Below are 20,142 nucleotides of genomic sequence, written 5' to 3' on the forward strand. Positions count from 1 at the left end.
TGTCGCCGCCGATTATGGGTTGCCCGTTCCATCAAGAAAAATGGATCGTCCTCATCGTTCCGATCATGAAGGAAGATTGATCGCGGTCGCCAGTTCAGTTGCATGGGCGATCGACAGGCGCTGCCCGCTAAGGCCGTCTCACGATACGTCGCGACCGCGCAGCCTCTCGCCCGCCTTCCTGAGCGCTTCGCCGATCCGCCTGACAATCGCCGGATCGGTGCAGACATAGGTCGGACTGGGATGCGGCATCGTCAGCACCGCGACCTCGGGTCGATGCGCATGAATGACAGGCGCGGCTTCGGCGGCGATGCGCCCTGCGAGCACGACGACCTCCAGGCGCGGCAGCAGATCGAGCAGCGGCGGCAGCAGCGACAGCCCCTCGGCGATCTCGCCGCGCCGGAGCGCACGGTTGCGGGCACCGGGGGCGTGCACGATCCACGGCACGGTGTTCCACAGTAGCATGTCGGCGCGCGCGATGCGGGCTTCGTCGAGAAAACGGCGCAGGTTGCGCGCGGTGCCGGTCGGATTGTCGCGCGAGACGAAGCGGACCGGCGCGCGGCCCGGTCCGGGCGTTTCGAGCAGCAGCAACAGGCGCGCATTAGCACCGCCGTCGAGCGGATCGACGTGCGGCACGCGGCGACCGCCGACGAGCAGCCTCTCCCGCCACGCCTCGATCGGGCGAACGTGGTCGGCCTCGAGGCTCGCAGCGCGGGTAGCCGCGGCCTCGGAATCGTCGAGCAGCGCAAGCGACCGATCGGTCATCCCGATCGGAACGACCACGAGAACCCGTTGGAGCGATCGCTCCCAGGCGCCCATCCTTTGCGGCATCCACTTGCCAGGAGGCTATCATGGCCACGCAGCTTCGACATGACGACATCCTACACGCTTCTGCCGCGCCCGTCCGTCCCCGTTTGACGCTGGTCCCCGACGCCGGCCCCTATGACGACCTCGAGCGCATTGCGCCCGGCGTGGCGTCGCGTGGCATCCATCCGGGCGTGCTCAAGGCGCTGGTCGGCTGCTACGCGGCGATGCTGGCGAGCTTCTGGCTGTTCTTCGCGCGCGACGCGGCAGCGGGATTGGTGCTCACCGTCATCACCGTGCTGATGATTATGTATTTCGGGCTGATCGTCGGCGGCATCCTGCTCGCCGACAGCCCGGCCCCGGGCGAGCGGCAGCGCAGCTTCGCCGACTTTCTCGCCGGCCCGGTCGACATCGCGACGGGCGTCGTCAGCGGCCGCGAGGCGATGGCGCAGATCATCTTTCTGCCTGCGGCGATGCTGCTGCTCGCCACCGTCGGCGGGGTGATCGCCGCTCTCTCGCGCTGATCGATCGTCCCAGCCGATCGGAACGACAGGCAGCGATCGTTGGAATGCCGCCCGACCGGGGGCCAAGGTGTCACTCGAAAGGAATTGTGATGACTTCGCTAGCGCTTACCCAGGACGAGACGCGCCCCGCCATGACAGGGATCGGAGGTGTGCTGCCGGGTCTGCTGCTGTGCGTCGGCGTGACACTCACGGCTTATGCCTTACAGTCAGCGGAACAGGCATTGTTTGGCCGCGCATGGCTCGAGGCGCTGGTGCTCGCGATCCTAATCGGCACCGCGATCCGCACCGCCTGGACGCCAGCCGCCAGATGGTTTCCGGGGATCGATTTCAGCGCCAAGCTACTGCTCGAGATCGCGGTGGTGCTGCTCGGCGCGTCGGTCAGCGCGGCGACGATCCTCGCGGCCGGGCCGGCCTTGCTGATCGGCATCGTCGGCATCGTCGCGACCGCGATCCTGGTCAGCTTCACACTCGGCCGCTTTCTCGGCCTGTCCAAGCGGCTGGCGATCCTCGTCGCGTGCGGCAATTCGATCTGCGGCAATTCCGCGATCGCCGCGATCGCGCCGGTGATCGGCGCCGACGGCGACGACGTCGCCTCGTCGATCGCTTTCACCGCGGTGCTCGGCGTCGCCGTGGTGCTGGGCTTGCCGCTGCTCGGCGTCCTGATGGGGCTGAGCGGGATCGCCTATGGCGCGCTTGCCGGCCTCACCGTCTATGCCGTGCCGCAGGTCATTGCCGCCGCCGCGCCGCTCGGCGCGCAGGCGGTGCAGATGGGCACGCTCGTCAAGCTGGTCCGCGTGCTGATGCTGGGGCCGGTATGTCTCGTTTTGTCGCTCGTCGCGCCCAAATTGCGCGAGGAATACGACGAATTGGCACCGCACGTCACCGCGGGCGATCGGCCCAAGGCGGGGCGTCCGCCGATCCACCACCTCGTGCCGTGGTTCATCATCGGCTTCCTGGCGCTGGTCGGGCTGCGTTCGGCGGACCTCGTGCCCCACGCCGCGATCGCGCCGATCGGCGAAGCGGCAACGGTGTTGACGGTCGTTTCGATGGCCGCGCTCGGGCTGGGCGTCGACGTGCGCACCGTCGCCAAGGCGGGCGGTCGCGTCACCGCTGCGGTGATCCTGTCGCTGGTCGCGCTCGGGGGTATCAGCCTGGCGCTGATCACCGTCCTCGGCATGACGCGCTAGATCCCGGATGCTGCGTCGAAAGCGACCGCGTGAGGAGAATGCGGCTTCCAGTCACGCCGAGCTTGGGGCGGGAACTCAAGGCTTCCGGTCGTTCTCTTCCTCACGCCGCTTCTGGCGCTCGTGCTCCTCGAGTTCTTCCATCTCGGCGACTTCCGGATCGACCGGGGCCTGCTCGTCAGGTTTGTCGGACATTTTATTCCTTGCCTTCCAGGGAGCGACCGTAACGATCCGCTACGCCAACCGACGTGCGAGCAGAAGCATTGTTCCGAGTGCGGCGATCGACAGCACGAAACTGCCCACCGTGTAGAGCAGCGTGAGAACCAGATTGCCTCGATCCCACAGCGTCACCGTATCGAGCGCGAACGTCGACCAGGTCGTGAAACCGCCGAGAAGCCCCGTCGTCAGGAAAAGCCGCAGATCGGCGTCGCCGGAAACTCGGAACGCGAACAGGCCGACCAGCAATCCCATCGTCGCGGCGCCGACGACGTTCACGAACATCGTCCCATACGGAAAATCCGGGCCGAGCAGCCTCAGCGCCGCCAAGCCTGCCAGATGTCGTAGCGCCCCGCCGATCCCGGCGCCGAGGAACACGATGATGACCGACCGCATGGCCTACCTCCAATATAATGTGAGATAGGAGTCATCAGCCCAAAACGGGCGGTTCGGCGAAGCCAGGCAGATTCCATTGCCGCTGTCGGCATGTCGCGAAAACCTGGGAGACGTCAAGCATCCATGATCCGGTGGGCGCGTGATTCGACGGGCAACGAGCCGTTACACGTGACCCTCCCCGGTATGGCCGTGTGCGACTTTCATCATCGCGTCATGATCCTCGGGCGCAGTGGCGACGGCTGCCTTATACGCAGCGGGCGTCATACCCGGCATCTTCTGGAGGAACGCGACCATGTCCCAGATCAGCGCATCGGGATGGGTCTTACCCCAGGCGGGCATGGCGGTGAGTTTGACCCCGTGCTTGATCACCCAGAATTGCTGCGCCGGCGTCAGGTCGGTGCCCTTCGCCAGTTCGGGCGCTTGCGGGTAGAGTCCTCGCGAAATCTCGGTCCGCTCGGCGCCGGGGGCGAGGTGACAGCCCTGGCACATCTCACCGTAGAGCCCGGCGCCCGCTGACACATGCGCCGGGCTTTCAAGATCGGCGGGCACGGTAATGCCCCGCGCATGCGCCGCGATCGATCGATCGCGCAGCCCTTCGAGCATCGTGTAGACCGGGCGCGAGTGCGGCGCATCGGCGCCGATGTTGTAGATGCCAGAATAGATGAAGACAGCGATCAGCAGCACGACGACGATCGTGGCGATCGCGACGAACGGGCCGCTTGGCAGATGATGGCGAAGGGGCTTGCGCGAGTCGGCCATGAACGATCTCCTCTAGAACCAGGTGCGGATGCCGAACACGAGGCTCGTCATGTGCGGGCTCTCACCGTCGGCGCGGGCATAATCGGCGGTGCGACCGACCTTTGCTTCGTAGGAAATACCGACATAGGGCGCGAACTGGCGGCTGATCTCGTAGCGCAGTCGCAGGCCCAGCTCGGCGGTGGAAAGGCCGACGCCGATCCGGTTCTTAGGCACATTTTGCGCCGCGAAATTGATCTCGACGCGCGGTTGCAACACTAAACGCTGCGTGATCTGCTCGTCATACCAGCCCTCGGCCCGGCCGAGCACGTCGCCCTTGGTCGACAGGAACAATGCCGCCTCGGTGTCGAACTCGTACGGCGTCAGGCCTTCGATGCCGATCGTCGCATAGGTCTGCGTCGGTGTCGGCTGGAAATCGTGGCGGATGCCCGCCTGGAGATCGAAATACGGCCCGATCGCGCGACTGTAGAGCGCTTGCACCTCGGCCGCGTCGACACCCTTGCCGAACGTGCCGTCGCCCTCCGATTTCACTACGAAGCGGTTGAGGTCGCCGCCGAACCAGCCCTCGCCGTCCCAGCGATAGCCGTCGCGGCCGTTCCTGATCTGCAGCTCGGCGAGATTGAACATCGCCTGCGAGAAAGTCTCGCCGCCATTTTCGTGTCGGAACGCCGCACGGGCCGGCTGCATCGCCGCCGCGCCGAAGCTGCGATCGGCATAGCGATCCATCGGTGGCGCGGGCGGTGGCGCGTTGCCGGCGGGAAGATCGGTGCCGGTCGGCGCGGCCTGCATCGGCATCGGCTGGGTCATGTCCATCCCGGGCATCGTCGATCCACCCGGCGCAGGCTTGCCCGACATATCCATGCCCGGCATCGCCTGCATCTGGTCGCTGGTGGTGGGCTGGGCCATGTCCATGCCGGCCATCGCGTCCGTCGACTGGCCGGTCGCGCGAGACCGCGATGGAGCCTTGCGCCGGGCCGCCGAGCCGGATGACGGCTTCTTCTTCACGATGGCCGGCTTTTTCTTCGGCGTCGCCTTCTTCGGCATCGGCTTAGACATGTCCATGCCGGGCATGGTCATGCCCTGCATCGACTGCGCAGTCGCGGGGCTCGCGGCCAGCGCGAACGCGCTCGCGGCGAGGATCAGCGCGCGGTTCATGCCGCGTCTCCCGTCTTGCGGACCGAGACGACGCGCATCATCCCCGCCATCATGTGATAGAGCAGGTGGCAGTGGAACGCCCAGTCGCCGGGCGCGTCGGCGGTCAGGTCGAACGCCACTTTGCCGCCTGGGGCGACGACCACGGTGTGCTTGCGCGGGGCATGATCGCCGTGCCCCGTCACCAGCTCGAAGAAATGGCCGTGCAGGTGGATCGGGTGCGCCATCATCGTGTCGTTGATGAGACGCACGCGGACGCGCTCGCCGTCGTGGAACGGGATCGGGTGCGCGGCATCCGACATCTTGACCCCGTCGAACGACCACATGAACCGCTCCATGTTGCCGGTGAGGTGGATGTCGAGCGAGCGCGACGGCGCGCGCACGTCGGGGTTGCGCTCGAGCGCGACGAGGTTGGTATAGGCCAAGACGCGGTGGCCGACATTTTCGAGGCCCTGCCCGGGCTCGCCGGTGCGATCCTTCGGCATCGGCGCGATGGTCGAGACGCCGGCGCCCTTCTTCACCCCCGGCGCATTGTCGAAATCGCGCATCGACATCGACGACATCTGCATGCCGCCCGACATGTCCATACCGCCGCCCTGGCCGGACATGTTCATGCCCTTCATGTGGTGCCCCGCCATCGACGTGCCCTGCATGTCGCCGTGCGCGGCCATCGGCATGCCGGCCATACCGCCCATCGCAGTCGCGGATTTAGACGGCGCGGGCGGCTTGACGGGTTCGGTCGCGAGCAGCCGCGAGGCGTTCTGTTCGGCGGTCGGGTCGGGCCCACGCGGCGGCATCGCTTTCATGTCCATCCCGCCTGACATGCCCTGCATGTCCATGCCCATATCGGTCATCGTCGCCAGCGGGCGCGGGCGCAGCGCTGGCACGGGAGCGACCATGCCGGCGCGCGGCGCCAGTGTCGCGCGCGCCATGCCCGAGCGATCGACCGCCTCGGCGACGAGGGTATAGGCGTGCACATCGGGCGGAGTGACCACCGCGTCGAACGTTTCGGCGACGCCGATCTGGAATTCGTCAGTCTCGACCGGACGGATGTTCTGCCCATCGGCCTGCACCATCACCAGCGGCAGGCCGGGAATGCGCACATTGAAGATCGTCATCGACGAGCCGTTGATGACCCTCAGGCGCACGCGCTCGCCCGGCTTGAACAGCGCGGTCCAGTTATCCTCGGGGCCGTAGCCGTTGATCGTGTAGGTGTATATCGCGCCGGTGCCATCCGAAATGTCGGTCGGGTCCATTCGCATCCCGCCCCATTTCAGGCGCTCGCTTTCGGGCTGGTCGCGCCCGGCGAGCAGGCCCGCGAGCGTCTGCCGCTGAAAGTTCATGCCGCCCGAATTGACCTTCATCCGGCGAAAGATCGTCTCGGGCGAGAGCTGGCTGTCGTCCGACAGGAAGATGATGTGCTCACGGTCGTAGGCGACCGGATCGGGGTCGGCCGGATCGATCACGATCGGCCCGTGCAACCCCGATTGCTCCTGACCGCCCGAGTGGCTGTGATACCAATAGGTGCCCGCCTGCTTGATCGGGAAGGCATAGCGGAACGTCGTGCCGGCATCGATGCCGGGGAACGACACGCCGGGCACGCCGTCGAACTGCGGCGGCACGAGTAGGCCGTGCCAGTGGATCGAACTCGACGTCTCGAGATGGTTGGTAACGTCGAGGCGCACGTCCTGCCCCTCGCGCAGGCGGATCAACGGCCCCGGCGTGGTGCCGTTGATGCCGATCGCGTGGAATGGCTTGCCGTCGATCATCGCGGTGCGCCGCGCGATCTCGAGCCGGATGTCGCTTCCTGACGCGCTCGGAATAGGCGCGGCGATCCCGCGCGAGACTGGCTGCGCCCAGGCGGGCATCCACGACGTGGCGGCGAGCCCCGCACCGGTCGCAGCCGCGCCGCGCAACATCTGTCGGCGGTCGAGCAGGTGAGTCATCAGAATGTTCCGGGTCGCAAGAGGGAGCGGTTTCACGAAGAGATACGCAGCCTGGCGCGCGATCCCTCAAACCCGCCCAAGTCTTTCCGCAAGCGCGGCCCGCGCGCGTGCCAGCCGGGTCTCGACCGCCTTGATCGTGATGCCCAGCGCCTCGGCGGTCTCTGCCTGGCTCAGTCCTTCCACCGTGCGCAGCAGCAGCACCTCGCGGAGCCTCGCAGGCAGTTGCGCGATATGTCGAGAAAGCGCCGCGATTTCGGTGCGACCCGCAATCTGGCGTTCCGCATCGGGAGCGTCGTCTGCCGCCGCATCGATCGCGACCTGCGGATCGGATGCGAAGGAAAGCAGGCGGCGCACGCGCTGCCGGCGGCGCCAGTCGCGGCAGCGGTTGAGCGCGATCGTCGTGAGCCACGGCCTGAACGGACGCGCCGAATCGTAGCGCGCGAGATTGCGATAAGCGGCCACGAAGCTGTCCTGCGTCAGGTCGAGCGCCGCGTCGGGATTGCCGGTAATACCGAGCGCGAGCCGGTAGATCGCGCCGCGATGCCGACGCATGATCTCGGCGAACGCGGCGTCGTCGCCGGCCAGCGACCGGGCGGCAAGCGCGCCGTCGTCGGTCGGCGTCTCCGTCGTCACTGCGGATTGGCGGTCAATGCCTTCACCACCGCGCGGTCAAACGCCTTGGCCTGATCGGGGCGTAGGATCTGCCGCATCGCGAAGATGTGCGCGAGCGTCGCCTTCTGCAGCTCGCCCATCGCCTGGTGCGAAGCATCGACCGCGGCATTGACCTGCGGCCCGTCGCCGTGCTCGGCCTCAATCGCGGCGGCGAGCCGGGTATTGTCGGCACGCATCTCGAGCTCGATCGCGCTGCGCCGCAGCGCGAAGCGCCGTTCGAGCACCTCGAGCCTGGCCTGCTGGCCGGCATCGAGATGGAGCTGGCGGTGAAGCACCTCATGCAGTTCGGCACTCGGCGTCGGCCGCGGCGTGATCAACGCGCGGCCGACGAACACGCCGGCCACCGCCGCGACGAAGGCGGCAAGCACGATCGCCCACGTCCAGCGCGCCCGCGTCATTGGTCGCCGAGCAACAGCGTCGACGGTGCGAGCGACGACGCTCCGCCAAGCGGCGCGAGGCTTGCCGCTGCGGGAGTGGCAGCGGGCAGGCCGGCGCCGGCGACCCCCATCACCGCAGCCCCGATCGCCGCGGCGATCGCGAGACGCGGCGGCGCCCGCCGATCGCGATCGGCGAGGACATGAGCCTCCGCGATGACGTCCGCGCCGAGCCGCTCCAATCGGGGGGGCGGCTCGGCATGCGCGAGCGCGTCCAGCAACTGATCGAGATCGGCCATCATCATCTACTCCTGCTCACATGCATCAATACGCGCGAGTTCGCGCGACCCCTCGCCAGATATTTCCGAGGGATCATAAGCGTGGCTGCGTATTTTATCATGATCGAACGCGCGCTTGACGCCTTACGCGTGACGCAAATCTCTCGAACGAAAGAACAGATGATGGATTTCGGCGCTTTCCCGGCCTGGCTGCATACGCTGGCGACCCTGTCGCTGGGGCTCGGGTTTGCGTGCGCCATCGTTATCGCGCTCGACGAGATGCGACGACCGCAGAAGATGTGGATCATGGCGATCGTCTGGCCGGCCACCGCCCTGTTCGGCAGCCTGCTGTGGCTGGCGGCCTATTACGCTTGGGGACGCGCCCCGGCGGCGGGGCAAGATCAGGCCAAGCCGCCGTTCGCGGCAATGGTGCTGAAGGGATCGAGCCATTGCGGCGCAGGCTGCACGCTTGGCGACATCATCGCCGAATGGCTGACGTTTGCCGTGCCGACGATCGCGGTCTGGTTCGGCTGGCACAGCCTGTTCGCCGAGAAGACCTTCGCCGTATGGATCCCTGACTTCATTCTCGCCTTCGGACTGGGCATCGTCTTCCAGTATTTCACGATCAAGCCGATGCGCGATCTCTCGGTCGGCGAAGGCATCGTCGCCGCGCTGAAGGCCGACATCCTCTCGATCAGCGCGTGGCAGGTCGGCATGTACGGGGGAATGGCGCTGATCCAGTTCGGCTGGTTCAGCCACGCTTTCGGCGGCATCGCTCGGGTCGCCAGTCCCGAATTCTGGTTCGCCATGCAGCTCGCGATGCTCGGCGGCTTCGCGACCAGCTATCCGGTCAATTGGTGGTTGATCCGGGTGGGTTTGAAAGAGAAGATGTAATCACATTCCAATCTCTTCGCCCGCTCACCAACGTATTTAAGCAACTTGACATCAGCTTGAGCTGAATGACCATTTCCGACGTTCCACACTCAAAACCGGTCAGTCCGAAAACGGCCCACTTTCTGCCGATCTGTGATGCCAGTCAGGCAAACGATGTATGTCGGCTCCAGACAGGAGCTGCCATCCGATCTATCAATTTGGAACGGCAGCACTGTCCCAGGCCAAGTCATTCAAGCTTGCGCGCAAGACGACCCACGGCTCCTGCTTCGGCAGCAAGATTGCGATTATAGGCGAGCGGCATGCGGGGACTCTTCCAGCGCAGTGCGTCCATGATCCCGGCCAGATCTTCGCCCGCGACGAACAGGTCCTGATTAAGACCTACCCGCGTCGAATGAGCGCTTATTCCCTTAAGCAGGCGATCTAGATCATCAGCGGTCAGGTCGCCCAACGCCCCGCGATCGAACGCGCGCTGAATGATGGCTCGCCAGATCGGCCCGATCGATCCCGGATGTAGCGCCGCAGCACCGATGTCATATTCGACCCGCGCCTTCACTGCGGGCTTGGGCAGCGTTTTGCGCAGATCCCAGGTCTCCCGGCCCGAGATACTGTCGATCGACCGGCCCTTCACAGCTGCCCGCGCCTTATAACGGCGCACCTGCACCCGCCTGAACAACGGCCCTTCGTCAATGCTTGCAGCCTCTCTCCACGCCGCAATGGCCCGCACAGACCGAGGCGACAGATAGGCTGTGGCCCCCTCGCCTTCCTGATCACCCTTGCTGCGCGCAATGGCGAGGAGGCGCGCCTCCGGATCTAGCGCCTCAAGAATGTCCTCGACCCTGATCGCCACGAGCTCTGATGCGCGCAGCCCCGTGTCATAGGCCACCGACAACAGCGCCCGGTCACGCAGACCTGGCAGATCGTCCGCGCAGGCTTCCAGCAATGCCCGCACGTTGAGCCCGCGCGGACTGTCGCGCTCCACATCTCGCACTGGCCCCTTGAAGCGCAACGGGCGTGCCTGGGCCTGCGCCGTGCCCTTCTCGCGCCGGATCGCGCGCAGCCGCAGCTTCACGAGATCAGCCTGGGTAGGATCCCCGAGATCTAGCAGCTGATGGATCTTGGCGATCGACGCCTTGTAGCGGCCGAGCGAGGCCGGCTTTGCCCCCTGCCCTGCCCGCGCGTCGAGATAGTCGGCGACGATCTCGGGTGTGGCCGGCAACGCAACCCGCTTCATGCGCCGGCACCAAAGGTCGAATGCCTCGAGGTCCGATTTCAGCGCCCGGATTGAATGGGGCGAACTGGCCGCCTGATAGGCGGCAATCAGATCGGCGTTGATCACTATGCGTCCTTCAGCGCGCATCTGGGTAACGGTCCACGCAAGCTCGGGCATCGCCGCGGGCGTCAAAGCGACGGTCACATTCTCCGTGGCATCAAACTCGCCGGTTTCAGGTCCTGTATGCCCTTCTGGTTTGCTGGCCTCCATGCTGATTGCTGTACCCCAACTTATAAAAAGGCGTCAATCACGCTTATGTGATAAGTGCAATTATCGCATGTCCATATTTGAACAAGATCAGGGAGAGAAACCAACTGCTGACTTTGGTTTCTCGCCGTGCGATATCGATGCCGCATGAAACACGCTCGGATCGGCCATTTCGATGACACGATGTTGCTGCTCGGTCGCCTCGATGGCCGGCTGCACAGTAGCACATGCGCGGATATTTTCCTCGCCCGATCGCGGCTCGAGGGCGCCGTGGCGCTGGCGGGCCTCGCCGGCGTCCCGATTGACGTTCGGTCCCTCCAGGACTGGATTGCGGGTAGAAGCCCCCCTCCCCGCGCCCCTGAGGGTCTCAACGACCCTATCTCAGTTGCGGCGGTCTTCCACCTCGCCATCAGCCGCGATGAAGATACCCGCGACCCTGTCCTGCGCGCCACGCTTAACGTGCTGCGCTCCGTACTGGATGATCGCATCGAGGCAGAGGCCTACGGCCGAGATGACCTGGCCCATTTCGGGCCCATGTGGCGGACCATCCGTGAGGCGGCCGATGCCCCGCTCAGCCCGCCTGGCTTGTTCGGGATCGCCAAACGGGTTTTCGAACTGTCGGCCTTAACCGAGACCGGACAAGAGGCTGGCTATGAGGTGGTAACGATCGACGGTCGATCCTGGGATTTGCCACCGCGCGCGCGTGATCGCAACTGGCTCATCGCCACGACCGTGCCCCGCCTGCTCCAGCAGGCACGCCTTACGACGAGGGTCATACCCTCGCTTATCCTGCTACCTAAGTTCCTGCCGCCCTCACCAGCGTCGCTTGCCGAGACCATGATGACCGCTCTCCACAAAGCGGTCGATTCGGCCTTGCTCGATCTCGACCGGATCGAGCGCTCGATCGCGGCTGCCCGCTCGTCCGATGTCACCAAGCGAAGCAAGGCTCCTCTCCTCTCGCGCCTGCTCATGAGCTATCCTGGTTTGCAGCCGCGCGCCGTCGCAACGCTCCTCAACGTCACCCCGCAAGGCGCCCGAAAGCTCTTGGCGTCGGCAGGCGAGCGAATGATAGTCTAGCTCATGCAGTCCAGGCCGCAGAATCCACCATCGCGCCACCATTTCGTTCCGGAATTTCTGCTGAAGGCATGGAAGGACGGAGATATGCTGCTGCGCTACTGGCGCAATCGCATCGGCGAGATCGAATGCAAGCCAGCCTCTCCCAAGAGCGTGTGTTTCGAAGACGACCTCTACAAAACTATCGGCTTCCCGCCTGAGCATGCCCAGCAAATGGAGACGCTGTTCATGCAGGTCGTCGACGATGCAGCGGCGAAGGTTCACACGCTGCTGCTAGAGGGGCAAATCAAAGAGCTTAGCGATGCCCAGTGCTCGGATTGGGCCCGCTTCGTCATGTCGCTCTGGTTTCGAACGCCGCTCGACATGCGCGGACTAAAAGAGGCAGTGGGCGCCCTGGTCAGCCCCGAGGGTGGCAAAGCCATTCTTGGCCTCGACCAGCCTGTCGACCTGCCGCCCGAAGCCGTCAGCGCCCTACAGATGGAAATCTTGAGGACTGTCATCGACGATGCAGAGCGCGGACGCTCATTCATCAACATGGACTGGCGCGTGGTCACGACCACAAACCGGCGAGAATTCTGGGTGTCCGATTGGCCGCTCGACGTCCCCACCAGTTTCGCCTGGCTCGGCGATCGCTCCTCATATGTCACGCTCCCGATTGCGCCGAACAAGCTCTTCGTCGCCGCCGGATCTCGCTCGCTAGCCAATCGCATCGCAGCGCTTCCGGAACGGGAACTCATCCTAAGGCAGAACCGCTCTACCGTCGGTCACGCGCAGAACTTCGTCGGAGCGAAGACCCGGGACGCGGGCGATTTTATCCGTCAGCATTTTGGCGGCCGCATGAGACACTCCATAATCGGCAGCATCGCTGAAAAGTACAACTCAACCACCTGAGGATACCGTTCGGCACAATGGCCGTCGAATGGCTACCGTTGCGCCAAGACGCCTTCGATTGCCTTGAGCAATTCGGCGGGGGTTGCGTCCGCCTTGGGGGGCACTTTGATGGTGAGGCCCCCTCCCCTCGCCTTGGTGTATCGCAGGATCACTTTGCCGCCCTTACCGGTAAGCTCCGTCTCGGCCGCCCCCTTCGCCGCAGGTTGAACCGTCGCCTTTACCAGACGCTTGGCAACTTCGGGCCCGCTAATCTTCAAGCCGCTCTTAGTGCGCTCCTCCTCGATCCGCTCAGCTTCCTCCCGCATCTTGGCGAGCATCTTGGCATCGCCAGCAAGCGGCTTGATGTCGCGAGCCACGCGAACCGTGATGTCATGCGTGTCAGAGAACGCAGCGACCAGCTCTTCTGGCAGTCGCGCGACATCCAGCAATCGACTCAGCCAGGATTTTGACAGGTTCAGATGGTCGGCCATCTGTGACTGCGACCCTTCGTAGAATTCGGCCAACGCGATCGTATATTCCTTAGCGCGCTCCCAATCCGATATGTCTTTGCGCGAGCGGTTCTCGACGTCCGAAACTCGGAACGCTTCCTCATCTGTGACGCTCTGGATCGTCACCAGATACTCGTACTCGGGATGATGGTGAGCGCGCAGCCACTTCACGGTCCACCAGCGCCGGACGCCCGCGATGATCTCGTAATCGAACTCGGGGTCATCCTTCAGCCGGCGGACGATCGCTGGGATCCGCTGTTTCTTGGCAGACAAGAATGAGTCGATCAGATCGCGGCAGCTTTCTTCCGACAGATGATCGAGATCGCGGTTGTGCATCCGCCAGGGCCGGCATTTCGCGGGGTCTACCCACTCGGTCCGATCAGCCACGGACTTGCCCGTGGCGATGCGCGCCAGCGTTTGGCTGCGGCTCGCCATGATACCTTCAGCGGGGTTCGACTTGTCGAGGTTTTCCTCATCGTCGAGACCTTCCGTGAATTGCGAGCCGAAGCCCTTATTTCCCTTGCTCATCGGCCCTTTCCTTCTTCACTTTTGGCCGCCTTAGACCCTCTCGAGAAGCCCGAGTTGCCACGTGGCAACTCATCTGCACTGGGCACCTTCCGATGGGGTAATTTCGACTGACGGCTTTGCATAATATTTTCGCTCAATCTATTGTTTCTACGATCTTTTATTCCTTAGTTGCCACGTGGCAACTGCCCTCAAACCTTGCCCCCTGCCCTGCTCGCCCAGGTACGCAAGACATCCTGCTCGATGTCCTTACAAACGTCGTTCAGATGCCTCATGCAGCGATTGTAAACCTCATGCGATGTGACCGGTTTTTCGAGTTCGAACACCGTCTTCATGCGCGAGCTAGCATTGTCGATTTCAGCGCTAGTCACCATCACCGACTGCGTCATAGAACCACCGAATACCTGCCGCATCATCGAGAGCACCTCACGGTGCATCGACTTGCTTTCATCAACGCGGCTGCCGACCAGCCTGATGAAGTTATATGCCGGGCGACCGCGGCCTGCGATCGTCTCGAGCTGCTTCATCGTAGTGCGCGTCATGTCGATGAAGGAAACGGTCGATGCGAAGTCCACCAGGCTTGGCGGCACCGGGATCACCATGCAGTTGGCGGCCTGGAGAACCGCCATCGACACCATGCCGAGCGCTGGCGGCGGATCCATGATCACGATATCGTAATCCTCGACCACCGTGTCGATCGCTTCGGCAATGAGGTCGATGATCTCCATGTTCTGGTTCTTCGCCATGTAACCGGCGATCTCATATTCCAGATTGTAGAGCCTCAGGTTCGACGGAATCAGGTCCAGATTATGGAAGTGCGTCTTGCGGATGATCTTCCGTACGCCGAGCAACTCTGGATTATGGAAGTGCCCATAGAGCGTGTCCTCTTCCTCGAGATCGACATCGGGTCGATAGCCGAACATCATCGTCGACGACGCCTGGCTGTCGCAGTCAATGAAGAGGACGCGGTAGCCATGGATCGCGAAATGCTGAGCAAGATGCAGCGCGATCGTCGACTTACCGACGCCGCCCTTGAAATTGCAGACCGAGATGATGGCCGGCATGTCCGTCGGCTCGCGCCAAGGTCGCGTGCCGAACACCTCGCGCATGTGATCGAGCTCTTCCAGCGTATATTGAAGGCGGTGGCCAGATCCCGTCCGTTCCCGCTCCGGCAGGCGGCCGTCGCGCTCTGCTTCGCGGACTGCCGAGGCCGTTCGACCAACCAGGGAGGCAGCCTTCGAGATCGGAAAGGTAGGACCGCGCTTTTGGCCGGTCTCGGGATCAACCGCACTATCGCGGATGCGTTTGAGGATCGTCAGCGCTTTCCTGTGAAGGACATCCAGACCACCCTCGATCAGGTCATCCGGTTGAGTTAGGGTTGCGTCAGTGGCCATCGGATTCCGCTTCTGTGGGTTTGGTGACCCACAATAGCCGCGTTGGCAGTTTTGAGCAACAAAATGGCCATCAGACTTACAACATGACCGATGATCTCCGAGCCATTTGCCCTCTGGCAAGTTATCGGGCCAACGCGCAGACCATCTCGACCGATGATCTCGGAGCCAAACTGGTTCGATCGCCAGTTGTCAGACCGAATCGCCGACCAGAACTGCCGCCTGTGGATAACTACCGATGATCTCGGTACCTTCCGATGATCTCGGTGCATCAAAACGATGATCTCGGTGCGAGCTGACCGATGATGTCAGAGCGCATACCTATTACTAGAATCAACCTAAGAAAAACCGATTCGCGAATCGCTTTGATTTTTCGAATTTGAAGAGGGAAGGGTGGTCAGGCGGATAAAACGGCACCGACATCATCGGTGTTTTTGCAGGTCTGGAGGCCATTTTCCCTCCCAAACTGCCAACAGGGTTGATTTCGCTCTCCAAACCTGTTGAGACATGCCCATCATAGCCCCCGGCAGATTCGGGGGGAAGGGCAGACCATGAATGGGGATCAGCATAGGCCGCTCGGGCACCAATACGCACTAGCCATGCTCAACGGCGGCGAAGAAGGCGTGCGCAAACTCGCCACGACCGCCGGCACCCAGCTCACCCTCGACGCCTTTCTCCGAGTCCAAGACGAAGAACCGGTCCCGGCATTCCTCCATTCCGCGCTATGTGCGATGTCGCTGCCGACCAAGCGACCGAAGGACGACACACAGCCGATCGTGCGCGAAGACGGCAAATACGCGCTCGCGATCAACCCAAGACCTGTCCTCCAAAATGTCGACGGCAAGTCGGTCATGCGAAGTCTTGGCGTGCCGTACGGTGCTTACCCCCGCGTCGCACTGATCTATCTCTTGTCGCAAGCGGTTATGAAACAATCGCGCGACGTCTATCTCGGCAGGAACTTCACCGAGTGGATGCGGCGACTGGGCTATCAGACGGTCTCTTACGGCCCCCGTGGCACTGCCAATCTCATGCGCGAGCAGGTTGATCGGCTGCTGGCCTGCGAATGGCAGATTCGGTGGGATGGGACCGAGACTGATGACAACGCCTTCGCTGTTCGCGATGTTAAAATCTCGAACGAATATGCAGGTTCGCTCGACAAGAACGGTTCATTTGCGCGCGAAATCCGAATGTCGGAGGCGTTTTACAGCCACCTTATTGATCACGCCGTCCCATTGAACGAGATCGCTATCCGCGAGCTCAAGGGCACGCCGACGGCGCTCGACCTTTACACCTACCTTGCCTACCGGCTGCCGCGCATCGGCTCGGACAAGGGACAGGTCATTTCCTGGGACCAACTCGCCAAGCACTTGGGCAACGAGGCCGACAGCAAGCGTTTCCGCCAGACAGTCCGCGAGACGATGCAGATCGTCTCGGCCGTCTATCCGAATGCGAACGTCGATCTCTCAGGCCGGAAAGTGGTTTTGCACCCTTCGCCCGCGCCGATGGAGCGCAAGCTCGTCGGGCCCCACCTTCGACTGATTGGGCCAGCAGCACCGGAAACGGCACCGAGATCATCGGTCAAAGTGCGTCGCGACGTGACGACCGCCCTTTCGAAAGATGCAGAACCGCTCCTGGCGTTTCCAACCGGCTCATTGGCTTACGGCGCGCGCGAGGCAGTGTTTCGCCAGATCGGGCTGACCAAGGGAAAACCCTGGGCTGTCGACGATATGGCGGCTGCTTTCCGCAAGGGATGCCCGAATTTCACCAAAGACCGCACCGACACCGAGTGGCTGCGCGTCTGGGAAGCTTTCGTCATCAGTTACGCCGAGCGCCGAGCGAACCGGCCTGACGAGTGACCGATGATCTCCGAGCCGTTCGCGCGAGCGCGGCGCCGGGGGAGTCTGTCCTCGATGATCGGACCAAGGAAAAGAGGGAAGGGGGGACCGAGCTTGTAAGCAGGAGGTAGAACTATGCCGCTTACAGCCAAACGTCCCTCACAGGAGCTTGTCGATATCGTCGGAGCCCTTGGCGGCACCTGGAGCGGCTATGTCGCGATGTGCCGTTGCCCTGCGCACGCCGACAGCGATCCGAGCCTATCGATCCGCCAAGGCGACCGGGGCATCCTCGTCACCTGTTTCGCCGGATGCTCCCGGGACGATGTGCTCCGCGAGCTTCGTCGCGTTCGCCCTGGCCAGCATTATACGCCGCCCGACCCGGCGAACCCTCCACGCGCTGCAAATGTCCAGAGAATCTGGGATCAAGCGATCGACGTCCGGGGCACGCTTGCCGAGCGCTATCTTGCGCGCCGCAATCTCCTGCCACCTCCGCCTGACATTCGCTTCCATCCGCGCTGCCCGTATCTCCCAAAGCCGAAGACGGTATTTTTGCCCGCGCTGCTCATCGCGGTGCGCGAAATCAGGAAGCTCGTCGCGATCCAGCGAATCTTCCTCGATGCCGAAAGTGCTGACTATGTTCGCAAGGTCATGCTCGGCACGCCGATGTCGGGCGCTTGGCGGGGTAGGGAAGGGGGCTCGACCCTGGCGATCGCCGAAGGGTTCGAGACCGCTGACGCATTCACGCGTCTGAACGATATCCCCTGTTGGGCGTCACTCGGAGCCCGGCGACTGGACCAACTCATCATCCCGGCAAGCGTCACCACCTTGCTCATTGCCGAAGACAATGATGCCGAGGGAAGGCGCGCTGCTGCTCAGGCCGAAGAGCATTATACCCGACCTGGCCTCGCGATCCGCCGCTTTCCGCCCCCACTGAAATTCAAGGATTGGGCCAAGGCCCTGGACGCTGAGGCTCAGCGGGGCCGGAGCTAGGCGTCCCGCACCGGAAAAGGGGAGGGGGGTCGAGAGCGTGATGCTGCCGAGGGTGCAGCTACGCAGGAGACCCCAAGATGACCGACCTGTTCCACGCGGCCAATCGTGCCGATCGCGAAGCCGCGCGCCAGCTCCTTCCACGACTGAACTCGGGACAGACGATCACGCGTCGCCATCTCAACGATGCGATGGTCACTGCCTATGGCGGATCCGATGCGGAAGGCCGGTGGACCCAGCGCGAAAGCTTCGAAGTCCTCGAGCACGCCCTTGCCCTGCACATCCGCGCTTCGGACCGGGCCCTCAATTCGTTCAACGATGTCCGCCCGATCATCGACTTGGCGACCCGCCTGCCGACCCAGACCGTCCGCAGCGAAGACCAGATCGAGTGGCAGCAGTTCTCGACCCCGGTCGACATCGGCGCCGTTGCGGTTCTGCTCGCCAACGTCCAACCTGACGACGTCATCCTGGAACCGAGCGCTGGCAATGGCTTGCTCGTCGCTCATCTCGGCGCGCACCGGGCGCTGCACCTCAATGAGCTTGACCCTGTGCGCCGCGGGCGCCTCGCCGATGTCTTCCCGGACTCGAACGTCACCGGCCACGACGGCGCCACCCTCAACTCCTCCCTCAGTAATGCCGAGCGCCCGACGCTAATCGTTATGAATCCGCCTTTCTCGCGCTCACTGGGCAGAGGGGTGGACGACTATGCCGCGGTGCGCCACCTGCAGGCCGCACTGCGGCGCTTGCGGCCTGGCGGCCGTCTCGTCGCAATCATGCCCGACTGGTTCGGACCGAGTGCCAGGATGCGCGATCAGTACGAGACCGTGCTGCGCGATGTCACCGTCAGGACAGCGATCCGGCTCGAGAAATGCTATCTGAAGCATGGCACATCAATCGCGGTTCGCTTGTTCGTGATCGACAAGCTGCCGGGCAAGACACCGCCGGCAATCATCCAACGCTCTTCGGTCACCGAGCTGCTCGAAGCGCTGAGAATCCACGAACGAGCACCTGCGCGCGCCGACCTGCCGGCTCCGATCCCAAAGCGCTCCAGTGGCGTCTCGATGTTCCGAGCGGTCAAAAGCAGTCGGCCAGAGCCGCGCCCTTATCACGCGCCCGCTCGCAACGATGTCTTGCCCGTAGACTATGCCAAGCTCGACACGCCGGCACCGCTCCTCGATCAGACCGGCGTCTATCTCCCTTACCGGCCAAGCCGTATCGTCTTCGACAAGGCCGGCGAACATCCAACAGCGCTCGTTGAATCGGTCGCGATGGGGTCAATCCCAGCGCCGATTCCTGATTACGTGCCTCGCCTGCCCGAGCGCACCGTTGCCGAGCGGCTGCTCTCGGCATCGCAGCTCGAGACCGTGGTCTATGCAGGGCACGCCTGGTCCCAGACTATCCCCGGCCGCTTCAAACCCAACAAGGAGGGCGTCGGTCTCACCCTCGCCGAAGATGGTGACGCTTATCGCAAGGGCTTCTTCCTCGGCGATGGCACCGGCGCCGGCAAGGGCCGCCAGATCGCTGCCTGTATCCTGGATAACTGGCTGCAAGGGCGTCGGCGCAACATCTGGGTGACCAAGAACGCGCCGCTGCTCGAAGATGCCCGCCGGGACTGGACCGCGCTGGGTGGCCTCAGTGGTGACATCCAGCCCATCTCCAATTGGAAGATCGATGAACCGATCAAACTCGATCAGGGCGTCTTGCTCGTCACCTATCCCACGCTGCGATCCCTGCGCGGCGATCACAGCCGGCTAAAGCAGATCACCGATTGGGCGGGTGCCGACTATCAGGGCGTCATCGCATTCGACGAGGCCCATGAGATGGGCGGTGTCGCAGGCGGGGAGGGCGCTCTCGGCGCGAAGGAGGGATCGCAGCAGGGCATTTGCGGCGTGCTACTCCAGAACTACCTACCCAGTGCGCGCGTGCTTTACGCCTCGGCGACGGGTGCCTCAGACATCAACAATCTCGCTTACGCCGTTCGCCTCGGCCTGTGGGGTCCGGAGACCGCCTTTGCCGACCGCGAGCAGTTCATCAGCAGCATCCGCAAGGGTGGCATCGCTGCAATGGAGCTTGTCGCTCGCGACCTCAAGGCGACTGGCCTCTACATGGCCCGCGCGCTGAGCTTCGCCGGCGTCGAGTATGACATCCTCAAGCACGAGCTGACTCCGGCCCAGATCGAGATTTACGACACCTATGCCGACGCCTGGGAGATCTTATGGCGAGCTGCGCATAAGATCGCTTATCGCGAGGAAGCGGTAATGCGGAGGAGCGCGGCGTAGTC

At 63.6% G+C, this 20,142-nt stretch carries 19 protein-coding genes and 1 riboswitch; of the genes, 8 read left to right on the forward strand and 11 right to left on the reverse strand.

What is annotated here, in order from left to right:
- Positions 1-138 precede the first annotated feature (138 nt).
- A complete protein-coding gene (locus PX554_RS24870) occupies positions 139-780 on the reverse strand; it encodes a uracil-DNA glycosylase (RefSeq protein WP_275504822.1) in 642 nt (213 codons plus the stop codon).
- A gap of 68 nt (positions 781-848) precedes the next feature.
- On the opposite strand from PX554_RS24870, the gene PX554_RS24875 reads away from it, so the two are divergent.
- Entirely contained in the window at positions 849-1,325 is a 477-nt protein-coding gene (locus tag PX554_RS24875; protein ID WP_275504823.1) for a hypothetical protein, read from the forward strand.
- A gap of 89 nt (positions 1,326-1,414) precedes the next feature.
- On the forward strand, positions 1,415-2,512 hold the full coding sequence (locus tag PX554_RS24880; protein WP_275504824.1) for a YeiH family protein: 1,098 nt from the start codon (positions 1,415-1,417) through the stop codon (positions 2,510-2,512).
- 231 nt (positions 2,513-2,743) lie between these two features.
- On the opposite strand, the gene crcB is transcribed toward PX554_RS24880, so the two are convergent.
- The 7 genes from crcB to PX554_RS24915 all read right to left on the reverse strand — a co-directional run bounded on the left by crcB (position 2,744) and on the right by PX554_RS24915 (position 8,320).
- On the reverse strand, positions 2,744-3,121 hold the full coding sequence (gene crcB, locus PX554_RS24885; RefSeq protein ID WP_275504825.1) for a fluoride efflux transporter CrcB: 378 nt from the start codon (positions 3,119-3,121) through the stop codon (positions 2,744-2,746).
- An 18-nt stretch (positions 3,122-3,139) separates the two neighbouring features.
- Positions 3,140-3,211, reverse strand: a riboswitch (Fluoride riboswitch).
- 72 nt (positions 3,212-3,283) lie between these two features.
- Positions 3,284-3,880, reverse strand: coding sequence for a c-type cytochrome (locus PX554_RS24890; RefSeq protein ID WP_275504826.1), 597 nt, complete (start codon positions 3,878-3,880; stop codon positions 3,284-3,286).
- 12 nt (positions 3,881-3,892) lie between these two features.
- Entirely contained in the window at positions 3,893-5,032 is a 1,140-nt protein-coding gene (locus PX554_RS24895; RefSeq protein ID WP_275504827.1) for a copper resistance protein B, read from the reverse strand.
- On the reverse strand, positions 5,029-6,975 hold the full coding sequence (locus PX554_RS24900) for a copper resistance system multicopper oxidase (protein ID WP_275504828.1): 1,947 nt from the start codon (positions 6,973-6,975) through the stop codon (positions 5,029-5,031). The genes PX554_RS24895 and PX554_RS24900 overlap by 4 nt, the downstream gene beginning before the upstream one ends.
- A gap of 66 nt (positions 6,976-7,041) precedes the next feature.
- The gene (locus PX554_RS24905; protein WP_275504829.1) at positions 7,042-7,608 is read right to left on the reverse strand and encodes an RNA polymerase sigma factor; all 567 of its coding nucleotides are present in this window, start codon (positions 7,606-7,608) and stop codon (positions 7,042-7,044) included.
- Positions 7,605-8,045, reverse strand: coding sequence for a periplasmic heavy metal sensor (locus tag PX554_RS24910; protein WP_275504830.1), 441 nt, complete (start codon positions 8,043-8,045; stop codon positions 7,605-7,607). The genes PX554_RS24905 and PX554_RS24910 overlap by 4 nt, the downstream gene beginning before the upstream one ends.
- The gene (locus tag PX554_RS24915) at positions 8,042-8,320 is read right to left on the reverse strand and encodes a hypothetical protein (protein WP_275504831.1); all 279 of its coding nucleotides are present in this window, start codon (positions 8,318-8,320) and stop codon (positions 8,042-8,044) included. The genes PX554_RS24910 and PX554_RS24915 overlap by 4 nt, the downstream gene beginning before the upstream one ends.
- 81 nt (positions 8,321-8,401) lie before the next feature.
- Between PX554_RS24915 and PX554_RS24920 the strand changes: the two genes are divergently transcribed.
- Positions 8,402-9,193 (forward strand): DUF4396 domain-containing protein, encoded by a 792-nt coding sequence (locus PX554_RS24920; protein ID WP_275504832.1) that lies wholly within the window; start codon positions 8,402-8,404, stop codon positions 9,191-9,193.
- A 226-nt stretch (positions 9,194-9,419) separates the two neighbouring features.
- Here PX554_RS24920 and PX554_RS24925 read toward each other — a convergent pair whose 3' ends face one another.
- Positions 9,420-10,550 (reverse strand): tyrosine-type recombinase/integrase, encoded by a 1,131-nt coding sequence (locus tag PX554_RS24925; RefSeq protein WP_420833483.1) that lies wholly within the window; start codon positions 10,548-10,550, stop codon positions 9,420-9,422.
- Positions 10,551-10,817: 267 nt separating this feature from the next.
- On the opposite strand from PX554_RS24925, the gene PX554_RS24930 reads away from it, so the two are divergent.
- Together PX554_RS24930 and PX554_RS24935 are read left to right on the forward strand one after the other, a co-directional pair.
- Positions 10,818-11,747: a hypothetical protein gene (locus tag PX554_RS24930; RefSeq protein WP_275504833.1), complete on the forward strand. Its 930-nt coding sequence runs from the start codon at positions 10,818-10,820 to the stop codon at positions 11,745-11,747.
- A gap of 3 nt (positions 11,748-11,750) precedes the next feature.
- Positions 11,751-12,635, forward strand: coding sequence for a DUF4238 domain-containing protein (locus PX554_RS24935; RefSeq protein ID WP_275504834.1), 885 nt, complete (start codon positions 11,751-11,753; stop codon positions 12,633-12,635).
- Between the two features lie 32 nt (positions 12,636-12,667).
- Here the strand turns inward: PX554_RS24935 and PX554_RS24940 are convergent, their stop codons facing one another.
- Both PX554_RS24940 and PX554_RS24945 read right to left on the reverse strand, forming a co-directional pair.
- Entirely contained in the window at positions 12,668-13,651 is a 984-nt protein-coding gene (locus PX554_RS24940; RefSeq protein ID WP_275504835.1) for a ParB/RepB/Spo0J family partition protein, read from the reverse strand.
- A gap of 188 nt (positions 13,652-13,839) precedes the next feature.
- Positions 13,840-15,042: an AAA family ATPase gene (locus PX554_RS24945; protein WP_275504836.1), complete on the reverse strand. Its 1,203-nt coding sequence runs from the start codon at positions 15,040-15,042 to the stop codon at positions 13,840-13,842.
- A 548-nt stretch (positions 15,043-15,590) separates the two neighbouring features.
- Here PX554_RS24945 and PX554_RS24950 point away from each other — a divergent pair.
- The 3 genes from PX554_RS24950 to PX554_RS24960 all read left to right on the forward strand — a co-directional run bounded on the left by PX554_RS24950 (position 15,591) and on the right by PX554_RS24960 (position 20,140).
- A complete protein-coding gene (locus PX554_RS24950; protein WP_275504837.1) occupies positions 15,591-16,895 on the forward strand; it encodes a replication protein RepA in 1,305 nt (434 codons plus the stop codon).
- A 114-nt stretch (positions 16,896-17,009) separates the two neighbouring features.
- On the forward strand, positions 17,010-17,864 hold the full coding sequence (locus tag PX554_RS24955) for a DUF7146 domain-containing protein (protein ID WP_275504838.1): 855 nt from the start codon (positions 17,010-17,012) through the stop codon (positions 17,862-17,864).
- 77 nt (positions 17,865-17,941) lie between these two features.
- Positions 17,942-20,140: a strawberry notch-like NTP hydrolase domain-containing protein gene (locus PX554_RS24960; protein WP_275504839.1), complete on the forward strand. Its 2,199-nt coding sequence runs from the start codon at positions 17,942-17,944 to the stop codon at positions 20,138-20,140.
- Positions 20,141-20,142: the final 2 nt, after the last annotated feature.

The organism is Sphingomonas pollutisoli (genome assembly GCF_029167165.1).
GTDB classification, from domain to species: domain Bacteria; phylum Pseudomonadota; class Alphaproteobacteria; order Sphingomonadales; family Sphingomonadaceae; genus Sphingomonas; species Sphingomonas pollutisoli.